Source organism: Streptomyces sp. CY-1 (genome assembly GCF_047218265.1).
Lineage (GTDB): Bacteria > Actinomycetota > Actinomycetes > Streptomycetales > Streptomycetaceae > Streptomyces > Streptomyces niphimycinicus.
This window is the reverse complement of the sequence record NZ_CP178393.1, coordinates 4,621,298-4,640,161: the sequence shown is the minus strand read 5'-3', so window position 1 is coordinate 4,640,161 and position 18,864 is coordinate 4,621,298. Positions and strand designations below refer to the sequence as shown.

The following is an 18,864-nucleotide window of genomic DNA, read 5'->3' as shown; positions in this document are numbered from 1 at the left end:
GAGCCGTCGCCCCGCCCGCCTCCGCTGAGGCGGATGGACGATCCCGGTCGCCCGAACGGTGCGCGCCGGATGCGACCGGCCCGGCTCCGGGGTCGACTCGGGCCATGAGCACCGACCAGCCGCCCCCCGGGCCCGATGAGCCCCGGGACGGGGACAGCAGCGATCCGTTCGCCAAATATCCGCGGGCGAACGGCTCCCCGTACGGGGACCACACCGCCGGAGCCGAGCCGTACGCCGGGATGCCGCCGCTCGCGCACCTCGGCCGCCGTCTGATCGCCCGGATCATCGACGCGCTGCTCATCGGCATCCCGGTCGGGCTCGTGCTGAGCGCGATCGCGGGCGGCTACGACCCGGTCGACGGCAGCGCCCGTTCGACCATCGTCACGCTGATCTACGTCCTGATCTACTTCGTCTACGAGGGGCTGATGCTGACCCGGGACGGCCAGACCGTCGGCAAGAAGGCGATGCGGATCCGGGTCGCCCTGCTGGCGAACGGCCAGCCGCCGGCCGGCCAGGCGGGCTGGGTGCGCGCGGGGGTGTACGCCCTGCCCGAGATCGTGCCCTGCTGTGGCTTCGTCTTCTGGCTGATCAATGTGTTGTGGTGCACCTGGGACCGGCCCTACCGGCAGTGCCTGCACGACAAGGCGGCCAAGACCCTGGTGGTCTCGGCCGTGCCCTGAGCCCCCGGGCCCCCGGACCTCTGAGCCCCCGGGCCCCCGAGTCCCCAGGGCCCTGAGTCCCCCGGCCCCCGAGCCCTTCAGCCCCCGAGCCCTTCAGCCCCCGCGCCCCCGAGGTGACACCCTGAGCTTCCGGTCCACCGGGAGCGCTGATGTAATCGGGGCATGGCCCCCGACCCGCTGTCCTCGCCCCCGCACGCGTTCCCCGCCGGGATGCCCCCGCTGGCCACCCCTGGTCAGCGCTTCGCCGCCCGGCTCATCGACATCGTCGTCCTCGGCGTCATCTGGACGGTGGCACTCATCGCGACCGGCGCGCTCCAGTACACGATGAACCACCCGGGCGAGCAGCACATGGGCAAGGTGACCCTCGCGCTCATCATCACGATGGCCGTCTACTTCGGCTACGAGGGCGTCATGCTGGCCCGCAGCGGACAGACGCTCGGCAAGAGGGCGCTGCGCATCCGGGTGGCGATGCTCTCCGACGGGGATGTGCCGGCCGGTCAGGGCTGGGTCCGCGCGGCGGTCTACGTACTGCCCGGGATGCTGATCCCGCTGCTCGTCGGCACGGTCTTCTGGCTGGTCAACTCGGCCTCACTGCTGTGGGACAAGCCGTTCCAGCGCTGTCTGCACGACAAGGCCGCGCGGACCGTGGTGGTCTCAGCCGCGCATTGAGTCGGCGTGCGCCCTGGTGCGCGCCCCCGCCGCGTCGGCCGGTCCGGACCCCGCCGCGGGGCTGCTGGTGCGCACGGTGCGGCTGGGGCGGGAGACCCGGACCACCGGCACGGTGACGGCGACGAGAAGCCCGGATGCGAGCCCGACCACGGTGACCACCGCGATACCGAGTCCCGATCGGGTCTGGGACAGCAGCAGCATGGCGAAGGTCGAAAGAACGACGGTGGCCGAACCATAGACAAGCTGTGCAGGAGTCGGACGCGGCATGGCGGTATCCGTCCTCAAGGGCGATATGCAGGGGGCATGGGCCGGGCTGATGTGACCGTCAGCTCGACTCTACGGTGGTGAATGCCCGAGGGGAACGGAAGTAAGCGTGACCTCACCCCCGGCGCCGTTGCACAGGGGGCGCACGGAATCATCGGCTGTTCCAACCGGCGCGCACGGCGCTCCCGTTGCTGTCCGTTAACCGGAACGCCGGGATCGCAGAACGTACTTGTCCCATCAGTCCAAGTCAAGGTCTGTCTTTTCTCCTGCCACTCCGGTCAAATGTCCGGCACCGGTGTGAAAGGGGAGGACTGAGCGAGTGAACAGCCAATGGAGAACGGCCAGATCGGCCGCCATAGCCACCGTGGTGGCCGCGCTCGGCGCGGCGGCACTCTCGACTGGCATGGCTCAGGCGGACGCGCCGTCTACGCGTGTTGAGCGCCATGATCCGGCGCCCGCGAAGACGGATGTCCAGCACGATCTCGAGGGCCCGTACAGCAAGCAGCAGGAAGCGCAGCGCCAGGAGGCGCTGCGTCAGGTCATCTCCGGCGACACCAAGGCGACCACGCGCGGGGCGTCGAAGGTGGTGAAGCTCGGCAAGGGCAAGTATGTCGAGCTGGCCCGGGAGAAGACCGACAAGATCTTCACCATCCTGGTCGAGTTCGGCGACAAGGTGGACGACACCACCATGTACGACCCGGACGGTGACGGCCCCAAGCCGCCGGTGAAGAAGTACGGCGGCGAGCCGGGCCCGGCGCACAACACCATCGCCCAGCCGGACCGCGCCAACGACAACAGCACGGCCTGGCAGAAGGACTACAACCGCGAGCACTTCCAGGACCTCTACTTCTCCAAGGACAAGAAGAAGCAGTCCCTGAAGAAGTACTACGAGAAGCAGTCCTCGGGCCGCTACTCCGTGGACGGCGAGGTCTCCGACTGGGTCAAGGTCGACTGGAACGAGGCCCGGTACGGCTCCAACTACTGCGGCGACACCAACTGCGCCAACGCCTGGGACCTGATCCGCGACGGCGTCAACCAGTGGGCCAAGGACCAGAAGGCGGCCGGCCGTACCGACGCGCAGATCAAGGCGGACCTGGCCAAGTACGACCAGTGGGACCGCTACGACTACGACGCCGACGGCAACTTCAACGAGCCCGACGGCTATATCGACCACTTCCAGATCGTCCACGCCGGTGAGGACGAGTCCGCGGGCGGCGGCGCCGAGGGCGAGAACGCCATCTGGGCGCACCGCTGGTACGCGTACGGCACCGACGCGGGCAACACCGGCCCGGGCGACAACAAGTCGGGCGGTACCCAGATCGGCGACACCGGGATCTGGGTCGGCGACTACACGATGCAGCCGGAGAACGGCGGCCTCGGTGTCTTCGCCCATGAGTACGGCCATGACCTGGGCCTGCCGGACGAGTACGACACCACCGGTAAGGGGGAGTCGTCCGTCGCCTACTGGTCGCTGATGTCCGCGGGGTCCTGGCTCGGCACCGGTAAGGACGCCATCGGCGATCTGCCCGGCGATATGAACGCCTGGGACAAGCTCCAGTTGGGGTGGCTGAACTACGCCTCGGCCAAGGCCGGGAAGAAGTCGACCCACACGCTCGGGGTCGCGGAGTACAACACCAAGAACAAGCAGGCGCTGGTCGTCGAGTTGCCCGCCAAGCCCGTCACCACCGAGGTGGTCGCCCCCGCCGAGGGCACCAAGCAGTGGTGGAGCGGGATGGGGGACGACCTGAAGAACACCCTGACCCGGTCCGTGGACCTCACCGGTAAGTCCAAGGCCGGCCTGGACCTGAAGGGCTGGTGGGACATCGAGGAGAACTTCGACTACCTCTACACCGAGGTCTCCACCGACGGCGGCGCCAACTGGACGCCGATCGACGGTACGGCGGACGGCAAGGCCATTCCGCGTGACGCCGGTGACAAGCCCGCGCTGACCGGCACCGCCGGGGCGTACAAGAAGCTCTCCTTCCCGCTGGACGCCTACGCGGGCAAGAAGATCGAGCTCCGCTTCCGCTACCAGACCGACGGCGGTGTGGCGCAGAAGGGCTTCGCGGCCGACGCGATCACCCTGACCGCCGATGGCGCCCCGGTCTTCAGCGACGGCGCCGAGGGCGATGACAACGGCTGGACCGCGAACGGCTTCTCGCGCATCGGCGCGTCCTTCAGCAAGGACTACCCGCAGTACTACATCGCCGAGAACCGCCAGTACGTGTCGTACGACACCACCCTGAAGACCGGTCCGTACAACTTCGGCTGGGCCTCCTCCCGGCCCGACTGGGTCGAGCACTTCCCGTACCAGAACGGCCTGCTGATCTGGCAGTGGGACACCTCGCAGCCGGACAACAACGTCGGCGTCCACCCGGGCAGCGGTCTGATCCTGCCGATCGACGCGCACGCCACCCCCGAGAAGTGGGCGGACGGCGCGCTGATGCGCAACCGGATCCAGGCGTACGACTCGCCCTTCAGCCGGCTCCCGTCGGACGGCTTCACGCTGCACAAGGACGGTAAGGCCGCCAAGGTGAAGCCGAAGCCGGGCATCCCGGTCTTCGACGATCACAAGGGGACGTACTGGGACAAGGGTAATCCGACCGGCAGTGTGAAGATTGCTGACACCAACACCCGGATCAAGATCCTCAAGGAGCTCCCGGGCGGCTCGACGATGACCGTCCAGGTCGGACCGTCCGCCTCCTAGATCCACACCGTCTGCGTTATCGCAGGTCAGAGCGGCAGCGGCCGTCGCCCCCTAGCGGGCGGCGGCCGTTCGCGTTTAGATGCCCCTACGACCAACTTGTTGACACGACGTCTCACGGGGGACATGACCCGCAATGGCCAACGGAGGATTCACCAAGCTGCCCGGCGGCAGCGTGGTGGTCGCACTGACGCTGCCGAGCCCGCTGGGCGAGGGCGGCGTCCGCGTCCTGGTACACGCCATGAACCGCCAGCGCGCCCTGACCAGGCTGCGCAATCTCGGGCTTCGCGCCGTCTATCTGCGCGGCAATATGGCCCCGCCGACACCCGACGAGGTGACGGCGGTGCTGCACCATCCCGACGGGCTGGTCTGGCGCACCGCGCCGGACCGGGGAGGGGAGCTGTGGCATCCGATCGCCGCGCTGCTCAGACCGGCGGCCCCGGCCTCGTAGCCCGGAGCCCCTCCTGAGGCCCGGGCCCTGCGGCCGCCCTCCGAGCCCCTCATGGCGCCGAGCCCCTCCGTGGCGCCGGGGCCCGGAGGGCGGCCGCAGGGGCCGCCAGGGCGGCTGGGAGGCGCCCAGAGCGCCTCCGGTGCCCTCAGACGACCGGCTTGCCGCTGAGCTCGACCCCGGCCGTCCGCAGCTCCTCCAGGGCGCGCTCGGTCGTGCCCGGGGAGACGCCCGCGGTCAGGTCCAGCAGGACATGCGTGGCGAACCCCTCGCGGCGCGCGTCCAGCGCGGTGGCCCGCACGCAGTGGTCGGTGGCGATGCCCACCACGTCCACCTCGGTCACCTCCCGCTCGCGCAGCCACTGGGCGAGCGAGGTGTCGTGCTCGTCGATGCCCTCGAAACCGCTGTACGCCGCCTGGTACGCGCCCTTGTCGAAGACCGCCTCGATCGCGCCGGAGGCGACGGCGGGCGCGAAGTTCGGGTGGAACCCGACACCCTCGGTGCCCGCGACGCAGTGCACCGGCCAGGAGTGCTCATAGTCCGGGTTGTCCGAGAAGTGATCGCCCGGCGCGATGTGGTGATCACGCGTGGCGACGATATGGCGGTAACCGGGCGTGGCCTCCCCGATCAGATCGGTGATCGCGGCGGCGACATCCGCGCCCCCCGTCACCGCGAGGCTTCCGCCTTCGCAGAAGTCGTTCTGGATGTCCACGACGATCAGTGCCCGGTGCATGTCACCGAGGGTAGACACTCCACGTCGATTGCGGCAGTGGGCATGCCCCGCGTTCCCCCTCATGACGCTCCTCAGGCCGGCAGGTACTCGGTGGGCAGGACCGGTTCGCCGCGCGAGAGCTGGGTCGCCGACAGCGGCAGCCCGGCCCGGGCCGCGATATGCCGGTCCCGCGCCGCGTCCAGCGGCTCCCGGCCCACGATCTCGCCGCCGCGCACCAGCTCCACCAGCAACTGATGGCCCGCCAGCTCCTCGGGGACCGCACCGGTGCCGATCACCTCGGCCTCGGCCACACCGTGCTCGTCCACCCGCCGGGCCGCCCATTTGCGGCCGCCCACCGAGGACTTCGCGCCCATGGACTTCTTGGCCACCGGCAGCAGCGGCGCGCCCGGGGTGTCCGAACCGGCCCGCGCGACCAGCTTGTAGACCATCGAGCAGGTGGGGTGGCCGCTGCCGGTGACCAACTGGGTGCCGACCCCGTACGCGTCCACGGGGGCCGCGGCCAGCGAGGCGATCGCGTACTCGTCCAGATCGCTGGTCACCGTGATCCTGGTGTTCTTGGCGCCCAGCTCGTCGAGCTGCTGGCGCACCCGGTGGGCGAGCAGCAGCAGATCGCCGGAGTCGATTCTCACGGCGCCCAGGTCCGTGCCGGCCACCTCCACGGCGGTGCGCACCGCCTCGGCGACGTCATAGGTGTCCACCAGCAGGGTGGTGCCGCTGCCGTGCGCCTGGACCTGCGCCGTGAAGGCGTCCCGCTCGCTGTCGTGCAGCAGGGTGAAGGCATGGGCGCTGGTGCCCACGGTGGGGATGTTGTAGCGGAATCCGGCCGCGAGGTCGGAGGTGGTGGCGAAGCCGCCGACGTAGGCGGCGCGGGCGGCGGCCACGGCGGCCAGCTCATGGGTGCGGCGGGCGCCCATCTCGATGAGCGGCCGGCCGCCGGCGGCGGTGGACATCCGGGACGCGGCGGCGGCCACCGCGGAGTCGTGGTTGAAGATGGAGAGGATGACCGTCTCCAGCAGTACCGCCTCGGCGAAGGTGCCCTCCACCCGCATGATCGGCGAGCCGGGGAAGTAGACCTCGCCCTCGGGGTAGCCCCAGATGTCGCCGCGGAAGCGGTAGTCGGCGAGCCAGGTGAGGGTCGGCTCGTCCACGATCCGCTGCTGGGCGAGGAAGTCCAGGACGTCGCTGTCGAAGCGGAAGTTCTCGACGGCGTCCAGCACCCGCCCGGTGCCCGCGACGACTCCGTAGCGGCGGCCCTCGGGGAGGCGCCTGGTGAATACCTCGAAGACCGAGCGGCGGTCGGCGGTGCCCGCCCGCAGCGCGGCCTGCAACATGGTGAGTTCGTACCGGTCGGTGAAGAGTGCGGTCGACGGCACGTCCACCGGCAGTCCCAAGTCCGCAGTGTCCATGGTTGACGATGCTACCTCCCGTACTCGTCAGAGTGACGAGATCTGGGTGCCGGTTTATGCGGCGGCCAGTGCCGGGTGGCAGCATGGGACGTGTGAGTGTCACGCCCGTGGAGATCGAACGTCCCGAAACCCGTGAAGCGCCGATGTCGGTGCCCGAGCCCGACGTTCCCTGGGTGACGGTGGTGCACAACGACCCCGTCAATCTCATGAGCTATGTGACCTACGTCTTCCAGAGCTATTTCGGCTATTCCAAGGACAAGGCGCACCGTTTGATGCTCGACGTCCACCACAAGGGCCGCGCGATCGTCTCGAGCGGCAGCCGCGAGGAGATGGAGCGCGACGTGCAGGCGATGCACGGCTACGGCCTGTGGGCGACCCTCCAGCAGGAGCGCTGATGTCGGGACGGTTCGAGCCGCTGCCCGGCGGCGGTGCCTCCCTCGTGCTGGACGAGGTCGAGATCTCCATTCTGCGCAGCCTGGCCATGCAGCTCGCCGAGCTGATCGGCCCGGGTGACCAGCCCGCCGAGGGCGGTGACCCCCTGGACGCGCTCTTCGCCGACGGCCCCAGCAAACCGCCGGCCGATCCGGCGCTCGCCCGGCTGTTCCCGGACGCCTACCGCGCCCCGGACCAGGAGCTGGGGCCGCGGGAGGAGAAGGAGGCGCGGGAGGCGTCCGCGGAGTTCCGCCGCTTCACCGAGAACGACCTGCGGGCCCGCAAGCGCGACGACGCCCTGACGGTGGTGCGCGATCTGGACTCGCTGGCCTCCGGGGCGTCCGCCGGGGCCCCGGGCGTGCTGGAGCTGGCGCCGCAGAAGGCCCGGCACTGGCTGACCGCCCTCAATGACCTGCGGCTGGCCATCGGGACCCGGCTGGAGGTCACCGACGAGGACGACGGCGGTGACCTGCTGCGGCTGCCCGACTCCGATCCGCGCAAGCCGATGGTGATGGCGTACTTCTGGCTCGGCGGGCTTCAGGAGACCCTGGTCGAGACCCTGATGCCGGAATAACTCCCTCCGGCGATTACTGAGTGTTCGTTTAGAGGATGCTCAACTCCGGATAACGATCGCATCACCGCGACCGTTAGCTTTGTCGTGCGGAATAGCCTTTGTCCGCTTCTTCCTGTGGTGTGCACCACATGCGGCTTGTTCGATCAGTGTTGCCGTCGTGATAAATCTTCACGATCGCCAGCCAGCCGCCACAGGGAGAAAGGCGCAGCAATATGACCTCAGCGGCTCCTGAAGAGGGCTACGAGCGCGGACTGGGCAGTCGCCAGATCCAGATGATCGCTATCGGCGGCGCCATCGGCGTCGGCCTGTTCATGGGCGCCGGGGCGAACATCGCCAAGGCCGGCCCGAGCATCATCCTGATGTACGCCCTCGCGGGTGTGGTCATCTTCTTCATTATGCGAGCACTCGGTGAGCTGCTCCTCTACCGCCCGGTCTCCGGGTCCTTCGCGGAGTACGCCCGTGAGTTCCTCGGTCCGTTCTTCGGCTACGTCACGGGGTGGACGTACTGGCTGATGTGGGTGGTGACCGGCATGGCCGAGCTCACGGCCGCCGCCATCTACATCCACTTCTGGTTCCCCTCGATCCCGCAGTGGGTCAGCGCCCTGGTCTTCCTGGTGGTGCTGTTCGGGGTCAACCTGATCTCGGTCAAGCTCTTCGGCGAGGTCGAGTTCTGGTTCTCGATGGTCAAGGTCACCGCCATCATCGGCATGATCGTGATCGGTCTGGGCGTGCTCACCCTCGGCTTCTCCGACGCCGGTGACACCGCGGCCGCCTCCAACCTCTGGTCGCACGGCGGGTTCTTCCCCAACGGCATCGGCGACAGCCTGATGACCCTCCAGGGTGTGATGTTCGCCTATCTCTCCGTCGAGCTGGTCGGCGTCACCGCGGGCGAGTCCGAGGACCCCGAGAAGACCCTGCCCAAGGCGATCAACACCCTGCCCTGGCGCATCATCATCTTCTACGTCGGCTCCCTCCTGGTGCTGCTCGCCGTCGTCAAGTGGACCGAGTTCTCGGCCGGCGAGAGCCCCTTCGTGCACGCCTTCTCCAAGATCGGCATCCCGTTCGCGGCGGGCATCGTCAACTTCGTCGTGCTCACCGCGGCCCTGTCCTCCTGTAACTCCGGGATGTACTCCACCGGCCGGATGCTGCGCGGCCTGGCCGCCAACAGCGAGGCCCCGAAGATCTTCGGCAGGCTGAACGCCCGTAAGACCCCGGCCGTCGGTATCACCGTCTCGGTGCTGCTGATGGGCATCGGGGTGGTCCTCAACTACGTGGTCCCGGAGAAGGCGTTCACCTACGTCACCTCGGTGGCCACGGCCGCGGGCATCTGGGCCTGGGCGATGATCCTCGTCAGCCATATCCGCTACCGCAAGGCGGTGACCTCCGGTCGCCTGCCCGCCTCGTCCTTCCCGGCTCCGGGCGGCGCCGTCTTCAGTTGGGTGGCGCTGATCTTCCTGATCTTCGTGACCGGCCTGATCGCGTACGACAAGGACGCCCGGGTCTGTCTGTACGTGGGCGCCGGCTGGGCCGTGCTCCTGGCGATCGGCTGGTTCGTCCTGAAGTCGCGCGCCGGTGCGCAGCCGGGTGCCCCGGCCGAGGCGGAGCCGGAGTACGCGCGCAAGTAACGACGTAATCCGTATCGCTTTTCGGGCGCCGTATCTCAGCAGGCGGGCTCCGGACCACTGTCCGGAGCCCGCCTCCTATTCTTCTGCCATGCTGACCATCACCCAGGCGCTCCACGACCAGATCGTCGCCCATGCCCGGGCCGACCACCCCGACGAGGCTTGCGGCGTGATCGCGGGCCCGGCCGGAACCGGCCGCCCCGAGCGGTTCATCCCGATGCTGAACGCGGCCCGCTCGCCCACCTTCTACGAGTTCGACTCGGGTGACCTGCTCAAGCTCTACCGCGAGATGGACGACCGGGACGAGGAGCCGGTGGTCATCTACCACTCGCACACCGCCACCGAGGCATACCCCTCCCGCACCGATATCTCCTACGCCAATGAGCCCGGTGCCCACTACGTCCTGGTCTCCACGGCCGAATGCGGCAATGACGAGGGTCCCGTCCAGTTCCGGTCCTTCCGGATCGTGGACGGCGAGGTCACCGAGGAAGAGGTCGAGATCGTCCCGGGCACCTGAGTGACCTGCACGTCTCGTATCACGGTCGTTACCCGTCCGTATCACGGGATGACCTACCGGAGCCCGGACCGGGAATCGATACGATGATTCCATGGTTTTCGATGACGTGAGCGAGAAGACGCCGGGCATGCTGCTCGTGGCGCGGCTCCACGTCGACCTGTGCCGGCTCGCCAGCGCGATGTGTCCGCGCCGCGCCGTGGCCGCCTGAGCGCGCGCCCGAGACGCCCCGACGCCCTTCGACGACGCCCTCCCGGCCGCTCCGGCCCGGGAGACCACCCCGCCCTCCGACAGGAGCTTAAGAATGGCCATCGAGGTCCGCATCCCGACCATCCTCCGCACCTACACCGACGGCCAGAAGGCGGTCGAGGGCAGCGGGACCACGCTCGCCGAGCTCTTCACCGACCTCGAGACCCGGCATACCGGAATCCAGGAGCGCCTGGTCGACGGCGGTGAGCTGCGCCGCTTCGTCAACGTCTATCTGAACGACGAGGACGTCCGCTTCCTCGACGGCATCTCCACCAAGCTCGCGGACGGCGACAGCGTGACGATTCTCCCGGCCGTCGCAGGTGGGGCTCTCGGGGCGGAGCCCCGTCCTGCTGGGGTGGCGGTCGGGCGACGGGCGGGCATGCTCTGATGCGGTACGACAGTCCCTTGGCAGCGGTCGGCAATACGCCGCTCGTCCGGCTGCCGCGGCTCTCGCCCTCCTCCGACGTACGGATCTGGGCCAAGCTGGAGGACCGCAACCCGACCGGCTCGATCAAGGACCGCCCCGCGCTCCATATGATCGAACAGGCCGAGAAGGACGGCCGGTTGACCCCCGGCTGCACCATCCTCGAGCCCACCTCCGGCAACACCGGTATCTCGCTCGCGATGGCCGCCAAGCTCAAGGGCTACCGCATCGTCTGCGTGATGCCGGAGAACACCAGCGAGGAGCGGCGCCAGCTTCTCGCCATGTGGGGCGCGGAGATCATCTCCTCGCCCGCCGCCGGCGGCTCCAACACCGCCGTACGGGTGGCCAAGGAGCTGGCGGAGCAGCACCCCGACTGGGTGATGCTGTACCAGTACGGAAACCCCGACAACGCCGGTGCCCACTACGCCACCACCGGCCCCGAGATCCTCGCCGACCTGCCCTCCCTCACCCACTTCGTCGCGGGTCTTGGCACCACCGGCACCCTGATGGGCGTCGGCCGCTTCCTGCGCGAGAACAAGCCGGACGTCCAGATCGTCGCGGCCGAACCGCGCTACGACGACGTCGTCTACGGACTCCGCAACCTGGACGAGGGGTTCGTCCCCGAGCTGTACGACGAGTCCGTGCTGACCACCCGCTTCTCCGTCGGCTCCGAGGACGCGGTGACCCGAACCCGCGAACTCCTCGCCCAGGAAGGCATTTTCGCGGGCGTGTCGACCGGCGCGGCCCTGCACGCCGCCATCGGTGTCGCCGGAAAGGCGGTCAAGGCCGGGCAGAGCGCCGATGTGGTCTTCATCGTCGCCGACGGTGGCTGGAAGTACCTCTCCACCGGTGTCTACACGGCGGCCACCACCGAGGAGGCGATCGCGACGCTGCACGGCCAGCTCTGGGCGTAGCCCTTCGGGCCGATCGGCCGGCGGGGGGCACGGCCGGGCGCTACCCGGCTCCGTCCTGGTGATTCCGCCCACAACGCGGGCCCGTGGAGGAGCTGCCTGGGCTTTTGCGCCTTACGCTCGTGGGCACCGCATGACCCCCCGCACCGCCCATGGCCTTCGGCATGGGGACCCCTCAAGGAGGTTCCTGCTTCATGAAGCTCACCGTCGTCGGATGCTCAGGGTCGTTCCCGTCCGCGGAATCGGCCTGCTCGAGCTACCTCGTAGAGGCCGACGGCTTCCGGCTGCTCCTCGACATGGGCAATGGCGCCCTTGGCGAGTTGCAGCGCCACTGCGGTCTCTACGACCTCGACGCTGTACTGCTGTCCCATCTCCACCCCGATCACTTCATCGACATGTGCGGATACTTCGTCGCGCGCTACTACCGGCACGACGGTGGCCGCGCCGAGGCGATCCCCGTCTACGGCCCCGAGGACACCGAGCGGCGGCTGGTCCAGGCGTACGACGACCTGCCCGATGAGAAGTCGATGCGTGAGGTCTTCGACTTCCGCACCCTGACCCCGGGCAGCTTCGACATCGGCCCCTTCACCATCCGCGCCGAGCGCGTCTGCCACCCCGTGGAGGCGTTCGGCTTCCGGATCGAGTACGGCGGCCGCTCGCTGGTCTACTCGGGCGACACCGGCCCCTGTGAGGCCCTGGTGGACCTGGCCCGGGGCGGCGACCTCTTCCTGTGCGAGGCGGCCTTCACGCACGGCAAGGAGGACATCCCGGAGCTGCACCTCAACGGCCGCCAGGCGGGTGAACACGCGCTGCGGGCCGGGGTCGGGAGCCTGGTGCTCACCCATATCCCGCCGTGGACGGACCCCCAGATCAACCAGCGCGACGCCCAGGCGGTCTTCGGCGGCCCGGTGGAGCTGGCCAAGGCGGGCGCGGTCTACGAGGTCTAGGCGCCGTACGCGGCCCCGTACAACGTCGCGAAGGCCCCGGAACCGAATGGCGGATTCCAGGGGTCGTTGCAACACAAGTGATCAACTGGCTGTGGCCAGGAGCTTAGCGAGGCGCTCGGCTGGGGTTGCCCAGTCGAGCGTTTTGCGTGGGCGGCTGTTGAGTTCGGCGGCGACGGTGTCGAGGTGGTCCCGGGCGTGGACGGAGAGGTCGGTGCCTTTGGGGAAGTACTGCCGTAGCAGGCCGTTGGTGTTCTCGTTGGAGCCGCGCTGCCAGGGGCTGGCCGGGTCGCAGAAGTAGACCGGGATGTCGGTGGCGAGAGTGAACTCGTGGTGGCGGCCCATCTCGGTGCCCTGGTCCCAGGTCAGCGACCGCCGCAGATGGGCGGGCAACGTCTGGACGGTGTCCACCAGGGCGTCGCGGACCAGCTCGGTGCTGCGGCCGTCGGGTAGGTGCAGGAGCATCACGTAGCGGGTGGAACGCTCGACGAGGGTGCCGATGGCGGAGCCACCGTCCTTCCCGATGATCAGGTCGCCTTCCCAGTGTCCGGGCACTGCCCGGTCCTCCGCCTCGGCGGGACGCTCGCTGATCATGGCCATCGGCTCGCGGAAACGCGGCTGGCGCCGCTGGGCCTGGCGGCGGGGCTTGCGCCGCACCCGGCCCGTGCGCAGTGCCCTGGCCAGCTCCCGGCGCAGTTCACCGCGGCCCTGGACGTAGAGGGCCTGGTAGACCGTCTCGTGGACCACGTGCATCTCCGGCCGGTCGGGGAACCGGGCCCGCAGGGCCTGGCAGATCTGTTCCGGGCTCCACCGTAGGTCCAGGTGATGCTGGATGAAGTTCCTCAGCAGCGCGTTCTGGCCGATCTTCCCGGGCTTGGGCCGGGGCCGGCGGGCGTCGGCGCGGGCCTGCGCGGCGTAGGGGCGGTAGGCCCAGCGGGAGGCATCCCCGCGCAGCGGTATGCCGTTGCGGCGTATCTCCCGGCTGACCGTGGAGGGGCTGCGACCCAGCTCGGCGGCTATGGCCCGGATCGTGGCCTTCTCCCGCAGCCGGTCGGCGATGTAGATCCGCTCGGTCTCCCGCAGGTACCGGGACGGGCCCGCCGGGGGCGCCATCGGCCGCTGAGCCGGGGACGCCCCCTTCGTCCTGCCGGACGGGGTGCGGCCATTTCGCCACCGCTTGCCGGTGCGGTAGTTGATCCCGACGATCCGGCACGCTTCGTAGCTGGTCAGGCCCTGGTCCATGAGCCGGAAGTATTCCTCCCGCTCACGGACCAGCTTCTTACGGCCTTGGGCCACCGTCCGTACCTTGCGGATCTCGAACTCCATCGCACCCCTTGAGCTGGGGTGTTGCGACGACTCCTAGAACCCAAGAATCGGTTCCGGGGCCTTCGCGCGGGGCGCGGGCCGACGGTCTACGCCTTGGTGAGGTCCTCGACCTCTTCCTCGGGCTCACGGCCCGGGGTGGGCAGATCGAACTTGGTGATCGCGAAGCGGAAGACCACGTAGTAGACCACCGCGAAGACCAGCCCCACCGGGATGATCAGCAGTGGTTTGGTCGCATGGCTCCAGTTCAGCGCGTAGTCGATGAACCCCGCGGAGAAGTTGAAGCCCGCGTGCACGCCCAGGGCCCAGGTGATCGCCATCGAGAGGGCGGTCAGCACCGCGTGGATCACGTAGAGCAGCGGCGCGATGAACATGAACGAGAACTCGATCGGCTCGGTCACGCCCGTGACGAACGAGGTCAGCGCCAGCGAGACCATCATGCCGAGCACGGCCTTGCGGCGCTCGGGGCGGGCGGTGTGCGCCATGGCCAGGGCGGCGGCCGGCAGGCCGAACATCATGATCGGGAAGAAGCCGGACATGAACATGCCCGCGCTCGGGTCACCGGCCAGGAAGCGGCTGAGGTCGCCGTGCACCGTGTCGCCGGCCGCGTTGGTGAAGTCGCCGAGCTGGAACCAGGCCACGGTGTTCACGAACTGGTGCATGCCGATCGGGATCAGGGCGCGGTTGACGGCGCCGAAGAGGGCCGATCCCGCGGAGCCGAGCCCGGTCATCCACTCGCCGAAGTTGCTGATGCCGTCGCCGATGGGCTCCCAGACCAGGCCGAAGAAGACACCCACCACGATGCCGGTGAAGGCCATGATGATCGGCACCAGCCGGCGGCCGTTGAAGAAGCCGAGCCAGTCCACCAGCCGGGTGCGGTGGAATCGCTGCCACAGCACCGCGGTGAGCAGCCCCATGATGATGCCGCCGAGCACCCCGGGGTCGTTGAACTTGGCCGGTATGTCCTCGCCCTTCTGGATCACCGCGTCGGCGACCGGGAACGCCTCCAGCACCTTGCTGTAGACCAGGAACCCGACCACGGCGGCCAGCGCGGTGGAGCCGTCCGACTTCTTGGCGAACCCGATGGCCACGCCGACGCAGAACAGCAGCGGAAGGGCACCGGTGAGCGCGCCACCGGCGTTGTTGAACACGGCGGCGACCTTGTCCCAGCCCAGTCCGTCGGCGCCGAACACATCGGGCTGTCCGAGCCGGACCATGATTCCGGCGGCGGGCAGGACCGCGATCGGCAACTGAAGGCTGCGGCCGACCTTCTGCAGTCCTTGGAACAGGCCGGCACCCCGCTTCTGGGCGGGCGCCGCCTGGGCGGTGGCCGTACTCATCGGATTCCTCCTGGTGAGGCGGGCTCTCGGGGGAAAGGGACGGCCCGCTCTATGGTCTAAACCACATGTGGTGTAGACCTGTTGTAGCACGTAGGGATCCGATGAAGGAATCTATCGTTCCAAGTGACGTGTAACGTCTTCGCCCGCATAATGGTGTAGACCACTTGCCGTACGGCGAACGGACGACAGGGAGCGAACATGGCCAGCAAGGCTGAGAAGATCGTCGAGGGGCTCGGCGGCATCGACAACATCATCGAGGTCGAGGGGTGCATCACCCGCCTCCGCACCGAGGTCAAGGACGTCTCGCTGGTCGACGAGGCCCTGCTGAAGGCCGCGGGCGCCCATGGCGTGGTGAAGATGGGCAGCGCGATCCAGGTGGTCATCGGCACCGACGCGGACCCCGTCGCCGCCGAGATCGAAGACCTGATGTGAGCGCCCCGGACCTGAGGTGACCGGCCGAGACCTGGGGTGACCGGCCGAGACCTGAGGTGACCTGCCGGGCCGCCCGGAGCGCCGTCCCCCGGGAGCGGGGCCCTCGCCGCACGCGGACCGGGGGCCTCCGCGATGCCGATAGGCTCATCTCATGTCTCGTATCGACGGCCGCACCCCTGACCAGCTCCGCCCCGTGACCATCGAGCGCGGATGGAGCAAGCATGCCGAGGGCTCGGTCCTCGTCTCCTTCGGCGATACGCGGGTCCTGTGCACCGCGAGCGTCACCGAGGGCGTGCCGCGCTGGCGCAAGGGCAGCGGCGAGGGCTGGGTCACCGCGGAGTACGCGATGCTGCCGCGCTCCACCAACACCCGGGGCGACCGCGAGTCCGTCCGCGGCAAGATCGGCGGCCGTACCCATGAGATCTCCCGTCTCATCGGCCGCTCGCTGCGTGCGGTGATCGACTACAAGGCGCTCGGCGAGAACACCATCGTCCTGGACTGCGATGTCCTCCAGGCCGACGGCGGCACCCGCACCGCCGCCATCACCGGCGCCTATGTGGCCCTGGCCGACGCCATCGGCTGGGCCCGGGGCAAGAAGCTCATCAAGGCCACCCGGCAGCCGCTGACCGGCACCGTCTCCGCCGTCAGCGTCGGCATCGTCGGCGGCGTCCCCCTGCTCGACCTCTGCTACGAGGAGGATGTGCGCGCCGAGACCGATATGAACGTGGTCTGTACCGGTGACGGACGCTTCGTCGAGGTGCAGGGCACGGCGGAGGGCGAGCCCTTCGCCCGCGAGGAGCTGAACGGACTGCTGGACCTCGCCGTGGCCGGCTGCGAGACCCTGGCCGGGATCCAGCGCGCGGCGCTGGCCCAGGAGATGTGACGAGGGCACCGAGCAACCGTCGCGCGGCGCCCGGCGTTTAGTCAGGTACCAGCACCGTTCCCGGGGAAGGACCCACTCCATGGCGCCGCGCCACCGTCACCGCCGTACCACCGCCGTCACCGCTCTCGTCGCCATCGCGCTCGTCGTGCCGGTCACCGTCGGCTGCTCCGCGGTGGAGAAGGCCCTCGACTGCGCCCAGCTCGCGGTCGAGATATCCAACGACGTGGACGACCTCCAGGACGCCCTGACCGGCGCCGCGGTCAATCCGCAGGACGCCGACAAGATCCTTGACTCTCTCGACAAGGACATCGACAAGGTGGGCGATCGCACCGACAACGCGGATGTCGGCAAGGCCGTGGACGACCTCCAGAAGGCCCTGGACAACGTCCAGAAGTCCGTGGACAGCGGCAAGCACCCGGACATGAGCCCGGTCAGGGACGCGGCGGGCGAGCTGACCGGTGTCTGCAAGCCCTGACCTGCCCTCGATAATCGAGAGCTATGCAGCAACACACTGAGGGACACCGCCCGCACCCCCGCCGTCTGGTCCTCGCGACCCGCAACGCCTACAAGATCACCGAACTGCGCTCGATCCTGGGCGAGATCGGCCTGGACGCCGAACTCGTCGGCGCCGACGCCTATCCGGAGGTCCCGGACGTCAAGGAGACCGGCGTGACCTTCGCGGAGAACGCCCTCCTCAAGGCCCACGCCCTGGCGCAGGCCACCGGCCACCCCGCCATCGCCGACGACTCCGGCCTGTGCGTGGACGTCCTCGGCGGCGCCCCCGGCATCTTCTCGGCCCGCTGGTCGGGCCGGCACGGCGACGACCGCGCCAATCTCGACCTCCTGCTCGCGCAGATCTCCGACGTCCCCGACGAACACCGCGGCGCCCACTTCGCCTGCGCCGCCGCCCTCGCCCTCCCCGACGGCACCGAGCGCGTCGTCTCCGGCCGGCTCACCGGCACGCTCCGTCATGAGCCCGTGGGCGGCGGGGGGTTCGGCTACGACCCCATCCTCCAGCCGCACGGCGAGACCCGCACCTGTGCCGAACTGGACCCCGAGGAGAAGAACGCCATCAGCCACCGCGGCAAGGCGTTCCGCGCCATCGCGCCGATCGTCCGCGAACTCCTGGGGTGAGCGGCCCCGTAGGACGCCGCAGGCCCGGCCCGCGATGATGCGGGCCGGGCCTGCGTTCACCCGGCGTGCGGCCGGAGGGACTCGAACCCTCACGGGAGTTACCCCACTGGGACCTAAACCCAGCATGACTGCCAATTCCATCACGGCCGCTCGGCACGGTCATGGTACTGCCTGGTGAACGGGGTCCGGGGCGGCGGCCCCGGGTCCGTCACAGCCCCAGGTCTTTGATGATCTTGGCTACGTGGCCGGTGGCCTTCACGTTGTACAGGGCGCGCTCGACCTTGCCCTGCTCGTCGACGATGACGGTGGAGCGGATCACGCCGATGACCGTCTTGCCGTAGAGCTTCTTCTCGCCGAAGGCGCCGTACGCCTCCAGGGTCTCCTTGGCGGGGTCGGCGAGGAGCGTGACCTTCAGGTCCTCCTGGTCGCGGAACTTGGCCAGCTTCTCGGGCTTGTCGGGGGAGATGCCGATGACGTCGTAGCCGTGGCCGGAGAGGAAGGCGAGGTTGTCGGTGAAGTCGCACGCCTGCTTGGTGCAGCCGGGGGTGAGGGCGGCGGGGTAGAAGTAGACGATCACCTTACGGCCGGCGTGGTCGGCGAGCGAGACCTCCTTGCCGTCCGCGTCGGGGAGGGTGAAGGCGGGGGCGGTGTCGCCGGGCTGAAGTCGCTCGCTCATGGTCTGGTGCTCCTCGTGGCGTCGGGGGTACGTACCCGACATTAGCCAGCTTCCCGTCCGGGGGTGCCGTGGGGCGGGGAGGAGGGCGAGCTGACAGACTGTCCATCACGAATCATCGAGACTGTACGGAGGCAGCGCGGTGTCGGATGCCAGGACCCCTGCGCAGATCGAGGCGGACATCGCCCGCAGGCGGCAGGAGCTCGCCGTGACGCTCGACGAGATCGGGGTGCGGATGCACCCGAAGACGATCATCGGGGACGCGAAGGCGAAGGCGGCGTCGGCCGTGGACCGTACCGCCGGGCGGGCCTATGTGTCCGCAAACCGCGTGGTGACGGGCGTACGGGGCCAGTTGGTGTCGGAGGAGGGCCGGCCTCGTATGGAGCGGATCGTGCCGGTCGCGCTCGCCGTGGCCGGGCTGGTCGGGCTGCTCGCGCTCTCGGCGAGGTCCTCCCGGTCCGCCAAGGCGTCCCGCTCCTCGCGGTGCGCCAAGCGGCACCGCTGA

General features: G+C 69.2%; 23 protein-coding genes and 1 tRNA gene. 17 read left to right on the top strand and 7 right to left on the bottom strand.

Annotation, left to right across the window (positions count from 1 at the left end):
* Positions 1-104: 104 nt before the first annotated feature.
* Complete coding sequence (locus tag ACK1X7_RS19680; protein WP_385152339.1) at positions 105-680, top strand: RDD family protein; 576 nt, start codon at positions 105-107, stop codon at positions 678-680.
* Positions 681-842: 162 nt separating this feature from the next.
* The gene (locus ACK1X7_RS19675; RefSeq protein WP_216340829.1) at positions 843-1,349 is read left to right on the top strand and encodes an RDD family protein; all 507 of its coding nucleotides are present in this window, start codon (positions 843-845) and stop codon (positions 1,347-1,349) included.
* Here the strand turns inward: ACK1X7_RS19675 and ACK1X7_RS19670 are convergent.
* Positions 1,335-1,616, bottom strand: a complete 282-nt coding sequence (locus ACK1X7_RS19670) for a hypothetical protein (RefSeq protein WP_385152336.1) — start codon at positions 1,614-1,616, stop codon at positions 1,335-1,337. The genes ACK1X7_RS19675 and ACK1X7_RS19670 overlap by 15 nt on opposite strands.
* Before the next feature lie 316 nt (positions 1,617-1,932).
* Here ACK1X7_RS19670 and ACK1X7_RS19665 point away from each other — a divergent pair, with 316 nt between their 5' ends.
* Both ACK1X7_RS19665 and ACK1X7_RS19660 read left to right on the top strand, forming a co-directional pair.
* Entirely contained in the window at positions 1,933-4,320 is a 2,388-nt protein-coding gene (locus ACK1X7_RS19665; protein WP_390794921.1) for an immune inhibitor A domain-containing protein, read from the top strand.
* A gap of 133 nt (positions 4,321-4,453) precedes the next feature.
* On the top strand, positions 4,454-4,768 hold the full coding sequence (locus ACK1X7_RS19660) for a hypothetical protein (protein ID WP_216340832.1): 315 nt from the start codon (positions 4,454-4,456) through the stop codon (positions 4,766-4,768).
* Between the two features lie 145 nt (positions 4,769-4,913).
* On the opposite strand, the gene ACK1X7_RS19655 is transcribed toward ACK1X7_RS19660, so the two are convergent.
* Positions 4,914-5,498, bottom strand: coding sequence for a nicotinamidase (locus ACK1X7_RS19655; protein WP_413115414.1), 585 nt, complete (start codon positions 5,496-5,498; stop codon positions 4,914-4,916).
* Between the two features lie 71 nt (positions 5,499-5,569).
* Positions 5,570-6,904 carry a nicotinate phosphoribosyltransferase gene (locus ACK1X7_RS19650; protein WP_385152327.1) on the bottom strand — a complete coding sequence of 445 codons (1,335 nt, stop codon included), beginning with the start codon at positions 6,902-6,904 and terminating at the stop codon, positions 5,570-5,572.
* Between the two features lie 83 nt (positions 6,905-6,987).
* On the opposite strand from ACK1X7_RS19650, the gene clpS reads away from it, so the two are divergent.
* The 8 genes from clpS to ACK1X7_RS19610 all read left to right on the top strand — a co-directional run bounded on the left by clpS (position 6,988) and on the right by ACK1X7_RS19610 (position 12,577).
* Positions 6,988-7,299: an ATP-dependent Clp protease adapter ClpS gene (clpS, locus tag ACK1X7_RS19645; RefSeq protein WP_203348453.1), complete on the top strand. Its 312-nt coding sequence runs from the start codon at positions 6,988-6,990 to the stop codon at positions 7,297-7,299.
* Positions 7,299-7,910, top strand: coding sequence for a DUF2017 domain-containing protein (locus ACK1X7_RS19640; protein ID WP_385152325.1), 612 nt, complete (start codon positions 7,299-7,301; stop codon positions 7,908-7,910). The genes clpS and ACK1X7_RS19640 overlap by 1 nt, the downstream gene beginning before the upstream one ends.
* 212 nt (positions 7,911-8,122) lie before the next feature.
* Positions 8,123-9,535 (top strand): amino acid permease, encoded by a 1,413-nt coding sequence (locus ACK1X7_RS19635; protein ID WP_385152322.1) that lies wholly within the window; start codon positions 8,123-8,125, stop codon positions 9,533-9,535.
* Positions 9,536-9,623: 88 nt separating this feature from the next.
* Positions 9,624-10,049: a Mov34/MPN/PAD-1 family protein gene (locus ACK1X7_RS19630; RefSeq protein WP_385145563.1), complete on the top strand. Its 426-nt coding sequence runs from the start codon at positions 9,624-9,626 to the stop codon at positions 10,047-10,049.
* 91 nt (positions 10,050-10,140) lie between these two features.
* On the top strand, positions 10,141-10,257 hold the full coding sequence (locus ACK1X7_RS19625; RefSeq protein ID WP_014061047.1) for a putative leader peptide: 117 nt from the start codon (positions 10,141-10,143) through the stop codon (positions 10,255-10,257).
* A 93-nt stretch (positions 10,258-10,350) separates the two neighbouring features.
* On the top strand, positions 10,351-10,683 hold the full coding sequence (locus ACK1X7_RS19620; protein ID WP_390794920.1) for a MoaD/ThiS family protein: 333 nt from the start codon (positions 10,351-10,353) through the stop codon (positions 10,681-10,683).
* The gene (locus ACK1X7_RS19615) at positions 10,683-11,633 is read left to right on the top strand and encodes a PLP-dependent cysteine synthase family protein (protein ID WP_361512525.1); all 951 of its coding nucleotides are present in this window, start codon (positions 10,683-10,685) and stop codon (positions 11,631-11,633) included. Before ACK1X7_RS19620 ends, ACK1X7_RS19615 begins: the two co-directional genes overlap by 1 nt.
* Before the next feature lie 191 nt (positions 11,634-11,824).
* Positions 11,825-12,577, top strand: coding sequence for an MBL fold metallo-hydrolase (locus ACK1X7_RS19610; protein ID WP_086706504.1), 753 nt, complete (start codon positions 11,825-11,827; stop codon positions 12,575-12,577).
* Between the two features lie 81 nt (positions 12,578-12,658).
* On the opposite strand, the gene ACK1X7_RS19605 is transcribed toward ACK1X7_RS19610, so the two are convergent.
* Together ACK1X7_RS19605 and ACK1X7_RS19600 are read right to left on the bottom strand one after the other, a co-directional pair.
* Positions 12,659-13,900, bottom strand: a complete 1,242-nt coding sequence (locus tag ACK1X7_RS19605; RefSeq protein WP_413115268.1) for an IS30 family transposase — start codon at positions 13,898-13,900, stop codon at positions 12,659-12,661.
* 86 nt (positions 13,901-13,986) lie between these two features.
* Positions 13,987-15,237, bottom strand: a complete 1,251-nt coding sequence (locus tag ACK1X7_RS19600; RefSeq protein WP_385145553.1) for a PTS transporter subunit EIIC — start codon at positions 15,235-15,237, stop codon at positions 13,987-13,989.
* 198 nt (positions 15,238-15,435) lie between these two features.
* Here ACK1X7_RS19600 and ACK1X7_RS19595 point away from each other — a divergent pair, with 198 nt between their 5' ends.
* From ACK1X7_RS19595 to rdgB, 4 genes are all read left to right on the top strand, one after another.
* Entirely contained in the window at positions 15,436-15,669 is a 234-nt protein-coding gene (locus ACK1X7_RS19595; RefSeq protein ID WP_044574606.1) for a glucose PTS transporter subunit EIIB, read from the top strand.
* 151 nt (positions 15,670-15,820) lie between these two features.
* Entirely contained in the window at positions 15,821-16,552 is a 732-nt protein-coding gene (gene rph, locus ACK1X7_RS19590) for a ribonuclease PH (protein WP_208519755.1), read from the top strand.
* Positions 16,553-16,631: 79 nt separating this feature from the next.
* A complete protein-coding gene (locus tag ACK1X7_RS19585) occupies positions 16,632-17,027 on the top strand; it encodes a hypothetical protein (protein WP_413115413.1) in 396 nt (131 codons plus the stop codon).
* 23 nt (positions 17,028-17,050) lie between these two features.
* Entirely contained in the window at positions 17,051-17,686 is a 636-nt protein-coding gene (gene rdgB, locus ACK1X7_RS19580) for an RdgB/HAM1 family non-canonical purine NTP pyrophosphatase (RefSeq protein WP_385145549.1), read from the top strand.
* A 66-nt stretch (positions 17,687-17,752) separates the two neighbouring features.
* Here rdgB and ACK1X7_RS19575 read toward each other — a convergent pair.
* Together ACK1X7_RS19575 and bcp are read right to left on the bottom strand one after the other, a co-directional pair.
* A tRNA-Leu gene (locus ACK1X7_RS19575) sits at positions 17,753-17,836 on the bottom strand.
* A gap of 58 nt (positions 17,837-17,894) precedes the next feature.
* Positions 17,895-18,362 (bottom strand): thioredoxin-dependent thiol peroxidase, encoded by a 468-nt coding sequence (gene bcp / locus ACK1X7_RS19570; RefSeq protein WP_361495225.1) that lies wholly within the window; start codon positions 18,360-18,362, stop codon positions 17,895-17,897.
* A gap of 139 nt (positions 18,363-18,501) precedes the next feature.
* Here bcp and ACK1X7_RS19565 point away from each other — a divergent pair, with 139 nt between their 5' ends.
* A complete protein-coding gene (locus ACK1X7_RS19565; RefSeq protein ID WP_216340847.1) occupies positions 18,502-18,864 on the top strand; it encodes a DUF3618 domain-containing protein in 363 nt (120 codons plus the stop codon).